At 60.6% G+C, this 5,503-nt stretch carries 5 protein-coding genes and 1 pseudogene; 5 read left to right on the top strand and 1 reads right to left on the bottom strand.

The genetic code is table 11. From position 1 onward, the window contains the following. The 3 genes from PF446_RS07475 to PF446_RS07465 all read left to right on the top strand — a co-directional run. On the top strand, positions 1 to 927 hold a 927-nt coding region (locus PF446_RS07475; RefSeq protein WP_298070723.1), incomplete at its 5' end, for a polysaccharide biosynthesis protein. After that, positions 924 to 1,799, top strand: coding sequence for a UTP--glucose-1-phosphate uridylyltransferase GalU (gene galU / locus PF446_RS07470; RefSeq protein ID WP_298070721.1), 876 nt, complete (start codon positions 924 to 926; stop codon positions 1,797 to 1,799). The genes PF446_RS07475 and galU, both read left to right, overlap by 4 nt. A gap of 37 nt (positions 1,800 to 1,836) precedes the next feature. Then, positions 1,837 to 3,129 carry an FAD-binding oxidoreductase gene (locus PF446_RS07465; RefSeq protein ID WP_298070719.1) on the top strand — a complete coding sequence of 431 codons (1,293 nt, stop codon included), beginning with the start codon at positions 1,837 to 1,839 and terminating at the stop codon, positions 3,127 to 3,129. A 37-nt stretch (positions 3,130 to 3,166) separates the two neighbouring features. Here PF446_RS07465 and PF446_RS07460 read toward each other — a convergent pair whose 3' ends face one another. Then, positions 3,167 to 4,102, bottom strand: coding sequence for an MBL fold metallo-hydrolase (locus PF446_RS07460; RefSeq protein WP_298070718.1), 936 nt, complete (start codon positions 4,100 to 4,102; stop codon positions 3,167 to 3,169). 241 nt (positions 4,103 to 4,343) lie between these two features. Here PF446_RS07460 and PF446_RS07455 point away from each other — a divergent pair, with 241 nt between their 5' ends. Together PF446_RS07455 and PF446_RS07450 are read left to right on the top strand one after the other, a co-directional pair. Further along, complete coding sequence (locus tag PF446_RS07455) at positions 4,344 to 5,021, top strand: glutathione S-transferase (protein ID WP_298070716.1); 678 nt, start codon at positions 4,344 to 4,346, stop codon at positions 5,019 to 5,021. Positions 5,022 to 5,132: 111 nt separating this feature from the next. Beyond that, positions 5,133 to 5,503 (top strand): annotated as a pseudogene (locus tag PF446_RS07450) (hypothetical protein); the annotation flags it as partial.

Raw genomic sequence — 5,503 nt, 5'->3', positions numbered from 1 at the left:
ATCCAGCGCGAGCTTTCCTCCAGTTATCCGGAGTTGATGGTGCATGCGATGCTGGTGGATGCAGGTGATCGCGCTGCAATGGATCGCATCATGGCGACCCATCGTCCGCAGTTGCTGTTCCATGCCGCGGCCTACAAACATGTTCCGCTGCTGCAGCTACAGCTTCGTGAAGGGGTGCGAAACAATATCCTTGCAACGCGCACGGTCGCGGAGGCAGCTGTACGACACCAGGTGGAGACCATGGTGCTGATCTCCACCGACAAGGCTGTCAATCCGACCAGTGTGATGGGAGCCTGCAAGCGGATAGCTGAAATTTTCTGCCAGAACTATTCACGGTTCTGTGAGCACACCCATTTCATCACCGTGCGTTTCGGTAACGTGCTTGATTCGGCTGGTTCAGTCGTGCCCTTGTTCCGCGAACAAATCCAGGCGGGTGGACCCGTCACAGTGACTCATCCGGAAATTTCGCGTTATTTCATGACCATACCGGAGGCCTGCCAATTGATCCTTCAGGCTTCCGCGCTGGGTCATGGCGGCGAAATCTTTGCTCTGGACATGGGAGAACCGATCCGCATTCGGGATCTGGCAGAACAGATGATTCGCCTGGCCGACAAACAGCCCGGCGTGGACATCCCCATCGTCTTTACTGGGCTGCGTCCGGGCGAAAAGCTGTTCGAGGAGCTTTTCCATGCCCAGGAAGAGTACAGCGCCACCACGCATGCCAAGATCTTCCTTGCCCGTTCGCGGGAGATGAGCTGGGATATCCTGCGTACGCAGGTCGACCAGTTGTCCAGAGCCGTGAACGAGTGCGACGAGGATGCCCTGCAGTCGCTGATTTCACGTTTGCTGCCATCGTTCCCATGGAACCAGGCGCTGGATGCCACGGTGGTCCCCTTACGAAACAACGACCAAGAAGGAGTTGCATGAGCAATCGTATGCGTAAAGTCGTTTTTCCTGTTGCCGGACTCGGTACCCGGTTCCTACCGGCAACCAAGGCCGTTGCCAAGGAAATGCTGCCGGTGCTGGATCGACCCTTGATTCAGTATGCCGTGGACGAGGCCGTCGATGCCGGTGCCGATACACTGATTTTCGTCACCAACCGCTACAAGCACGCCATTGCGGATTATTTCGACAAGGCTTACGAACTGGAGAGCAAGCTTGCCGAAAAAGGCAAGGAAGAAATGCTTGCCCAGGTCCAGGGCACGTTGCCGCATCATGTGCGCGCGGTATTCGTGACCCAACCGGAGGCATTGGGTCTAGGTCACGCCGTGTTGTGCGCACGTCCCGTGGTCGGCAACGAGCCGTTTGGGGTGATCTTGCCGGATGACCTGATCGTCAACGACGGCCGCAGTGCGCTCAGTCAGATGGCGGATGCGGCCGAGACATGGGATGCCGGGGTGATCGCGGTCGAGGAAGTTCCAAATGACCAGACCCACAAGTACGGTATTGTTGCCACGGGCGAGCAAATGGACGAGCGATCAGCACGCATCACGCACATGGTCGAAAAACCCCGCCCCGAAGATGCGCCCAGCAACCTTGGCGTGGTCGGACGTTATGTGCTGCCTGCGCGGATCTTCGATCTGCTGGAGAAGACAAGCCCGGGGAGTGGTGGAGAGATCCAGTTGACCGATGCCATCGAAGACCTTCTCAAGCAGCAGTCCGTGCTGGCCTACCGCTTTCAGGGGCGTCGTTTCGACTGCGGCAACAAGCTGGGTCTGGTACGTGCCACGCTGCATCTGGCCTTGCGCGATCCCGAGCTGGCGCCAGCAGTGTACGAGATCGCCGAGGGACTGCGCTGAATACGGGGGTGACGACGGGAGATGCCGTCGAGGACACATGAACGATCCCAGCGTCCTGTCCTACTATCGCGCAAGCGCCCATCAGGCCCCTGCATTTGCCCCCTTGCAGGGTATGCAGGAAGTGGATGTGGTCGTTATCGGCGGTGGTTTTGCCGGTTTGAACACAGTCACCGGTCTGTTGGAGCGGGGGCACAGTGACGTGTGTCTGCTGGAGGCCGAAACCATCGGCTTCGGGGCCTCGGGTCGCAATGGGGGCTTTGTCTTTGCAGGCTATTCACTGGGAGAACAGGCCCTGCTGGATGGTTTGGGGGCGCAAGTCGCACAAACGTTGTTCGGAATGACGGTGTCCGCGGTACAGCGCATCCGCGATCGCATCCGCAAGCATGACATTGATTGCGACATGGTCGACTCAGGCGTGCTCTGGGCCAATTGGTTTCGGGATCCCCTGGTCCTGCGGCGTCGGCAGCAACTGCTCGCAGATGTCTTTGACGTGCATTGGGACTGGGTTCCTCGCGACGCCCTCCGCGAACGCCTGCATACGGAGCGTTACTCGGATGCGTTGTTCGAGAGCAATGCGCTGCACCTTCACCCATTGAACTACGCACGCGGACTGGCGCGACTGGCGCAGGGTCGTGGTGCGCTGGTGCATGAGCACAGTCCGGCCATCGGGCTGGCATCCACAGGCAGTGCATGGCGCGTGACCACACCGCGGGGCGAGGTGCGCGCACGGCATGTGGTGCTGGCTTGTGGCGGGTATCTGTCGGGCTTGCAGCCGGCCGTGGACCGGGCGGTGCTTCCCATTGCCACCTACGTGATGGTTACCGAGTCCCTTGGCATGCGCTTGCGTGAGGCGATCCCGACTGCCAGTGCGGTGTACGACACCCGGTTTGCATTCGATTATTATCGCCGTCTTCCCGAAGACCGGCTGCTCTGGGGCGGGCGCATCTCGGTACGCAACCGGTCACCACAAGCGGTGAAGAAGCTCTTGCGCAGGGATCTGGCTTGCGTCTATCCGCAACTGGCCGATGCCCGCATCGAGTATGCCTGGTCGGGCCTGATGAGTTACGCGCGCCACGAGATGCCACAGGTTGGTGGAAATGGCGATGGCCTGTGGTGGGCACAGGCTTTTGGCGGCCACGGGCTGGCGCCGACTTGCGTAGCGGGTGAGCTGCTTGCCGAAGCCATTGCCGAGGGCGGACAGGGCTGGCGAAGCTTTGAGCGATATGGCCTGGTTTCGGCCTGGCGCCCCCTGGGCTATCTGGCAGCCCAAGGGAGCTATTGGTGGCTGCAGGCGCGCGATGCTTTCAAGCACTGGATCGAACCACGCTGAACGAATTTGGCATCTGATATGGCGCCATGCATCGCATTCAATGGCGCCTGGCTCGATCAAGCCATACCTCCAGGCCCTGGGCATTGAGCTCAATGTCCATGCCGATCACTTCGAGCAGGTCCTTGCGGGTCGTTTTCCAGCCGTGTCGCATGGCTCTGCGTGCGTACAGCTCCTCCAGCGAGGCCAGCAACGCCGCGTGACGATCCGTGCATCGATCGCAGGCCATGGCAATGGCGACCATGGCATCGATCTGTTCGTGCAGGTTGTCGGCGAGCCGCTCGACATCCTGGATTCGGCCGAAGTGCGTCACATACATGGCCTGTGGCTGCAGGCTGACCAGGCGGTGTATGGATGCATGCAGGGCGTCTGGATCGAACTGTACCGGCGAGGTCGTGGGTAGAATGAACGGCCCGGCCTCGGTATCCAGTTCCCGGTAGGAAAGCCCGAAGGTGTCTCCGGTAAAGCAGGTGCGGCTGTGCGGATCCCAGATCGCATTGTGGTGACTGGCATGCCCGGGGGTATCCAGGCACATCAATGGGCGTCCCTCGAGCTCGACCACGTATCCGTCCCCGGCCTCCACGACGCGCTCTGCCGGCACCGGACGCACCGTGCCATAGCTGCGCTGCATTTCTTCCTCGCCGTAGACGGCTGAAGCTCCGGCCCATAGTCTCGCGGGATCGATCATGTGCCTCGCACCGCGCGGATGCACCGCCAAACGGGCGTTCGGCAGATGCGTCATCAGTTCCCCCGCGCCGCCAGCGTGGTCCAGGTGGACATGGGTGAGAATCAACCATTCGACCTGATCCGGGGAACATCCAGCCTGTTCCAGGGCGTCGAGCATGCGCGGTACAGAATGTTTGGTCCCGCAATCGATGAAGGCCGCATGACCCTGCTCGACCAGCAGGTAGGCGGCGTCGAAATTCGGGCGCTGGAATCCCGTATCTATGATGTGGATGCCATGTTCTGGCTGCATGCGTGACCTCGTAGGTGACTCTCAATGAACCCACAGCGTACCGTCCATTATGCCGGGTACGCATCTCCATGTTACGGGATGGCCGGTTTGCCTCGTGTTCCCAAACCGTTTCATGGATCTGCGCGTGCACATCGATTTCGATCCAATCGACCACGATGCCGCGTATTCAAGTCTGTACGCTGTGTCCACACCCAACCTCGTCCCCATCACGTGGTTCGCGCAATCTCTCCATGGAGCCGTCATGATCATCGTGCATCACCTAGAGCATTCCCGCTCGTTGCGCATCCCCTGGTTGCTGGAAGAGTTGGGGCTGCCCTACACCGTACAGTTCCATGCGCGGGTTCGGTCCAGTGGACTGGCCCCTGAAAGCCTGAAGCGCATCCATCCGCTCGGCAAGGCGCCCATCATCGTGGATGATGATCGTGTGGTGGCCGAATCCGGAGCCATCATCGAATACCTGCTTGAACGCTATGCCCCGGGCAAGCTGCAGCCACAGGCCGGAACCGAGGCCTGGCTGGATTATCGCTACTGGATGCATTACGCCGAGGGTACGTTGATGCCGCTCATGGTGATGTCGCTGGTGTTCAACCGTATCGATCGCACTCCCTGGCCACTGGGCCCTGTTGCCCGGCTCATCACACGGCGCGTGCGCACGGCGTATCTCGTCCCGGCGATCGCGCTCAACGTGCGCATGATCGAAGACCATCTCGCGAAAAGCGCAGGGTTCGCCGGGGCGGACTTCAGCGCGGCTGATATCCAGATGAGCATTCCGCTTGAAAGCCTGGTGGCCGATGCATCGGTGCACCAGCCGTTGACCCATGGCCGCGATTGGCTGAAACGCATGCATGGCCGCGCGGCCTACCATCGCGCGGTGGCTGCCATCGAACAGGCACGTGCCGTCACGGCGGATCAGGCCTGATAACCAGGTGTGTCGGGTAGCCGGTGCAACGCAGCGTTGCATGACCTTTGCCAGTAGTCCTCAGGCAAGAGGCTTCTAGAATGTAACGGGCATTCGTCCCCACGAGATGGCATGTCGTCTCAGCCTTCCAATACCACAAGGACCTGCGGGTCCTCGCTTCGTTTGCTGCGCTGCGTGTTCGCTTTCCTGGCAACGCTGGCCTGCAGTTTTCCGGCTTTCGCCAGTATTCACATCGATGGGCATATCCGCCCTGGCGAATGGAAGGGCGCCCGTCACATCACTGACTTTCGCGACACCCAGCCGCTTACCGAAAAGCCGGGTTCGCTTCAGACCGAAGCCTGGGTGAAGTCCACCCCGCGCGGCCTGGCCGTGGCCTTTCGCAACATCCAACCGCCCGACGTGCCCCGGACCCTGCGGCACACGCGTCGCGATCAGCAGTCCCAGGTTGATCGCGTGAATGTCATGGTCGACTTCGATGGTGA

It is taken from the genome of Oleiagrimonas sp., assembly GCF_027858935.1.
Classification (GTDB): Bacteria; Pseudomonadota; Gammaproteobacteria; order Xanthomonadales; family Rhodanobacteraceae; genus Oleiagrimonas.
The sequence above is the reverse complement of the archived record's forward strand: the minus strand, read 5'-3'. Positions and strand labels throughout refer to the sequence as shown.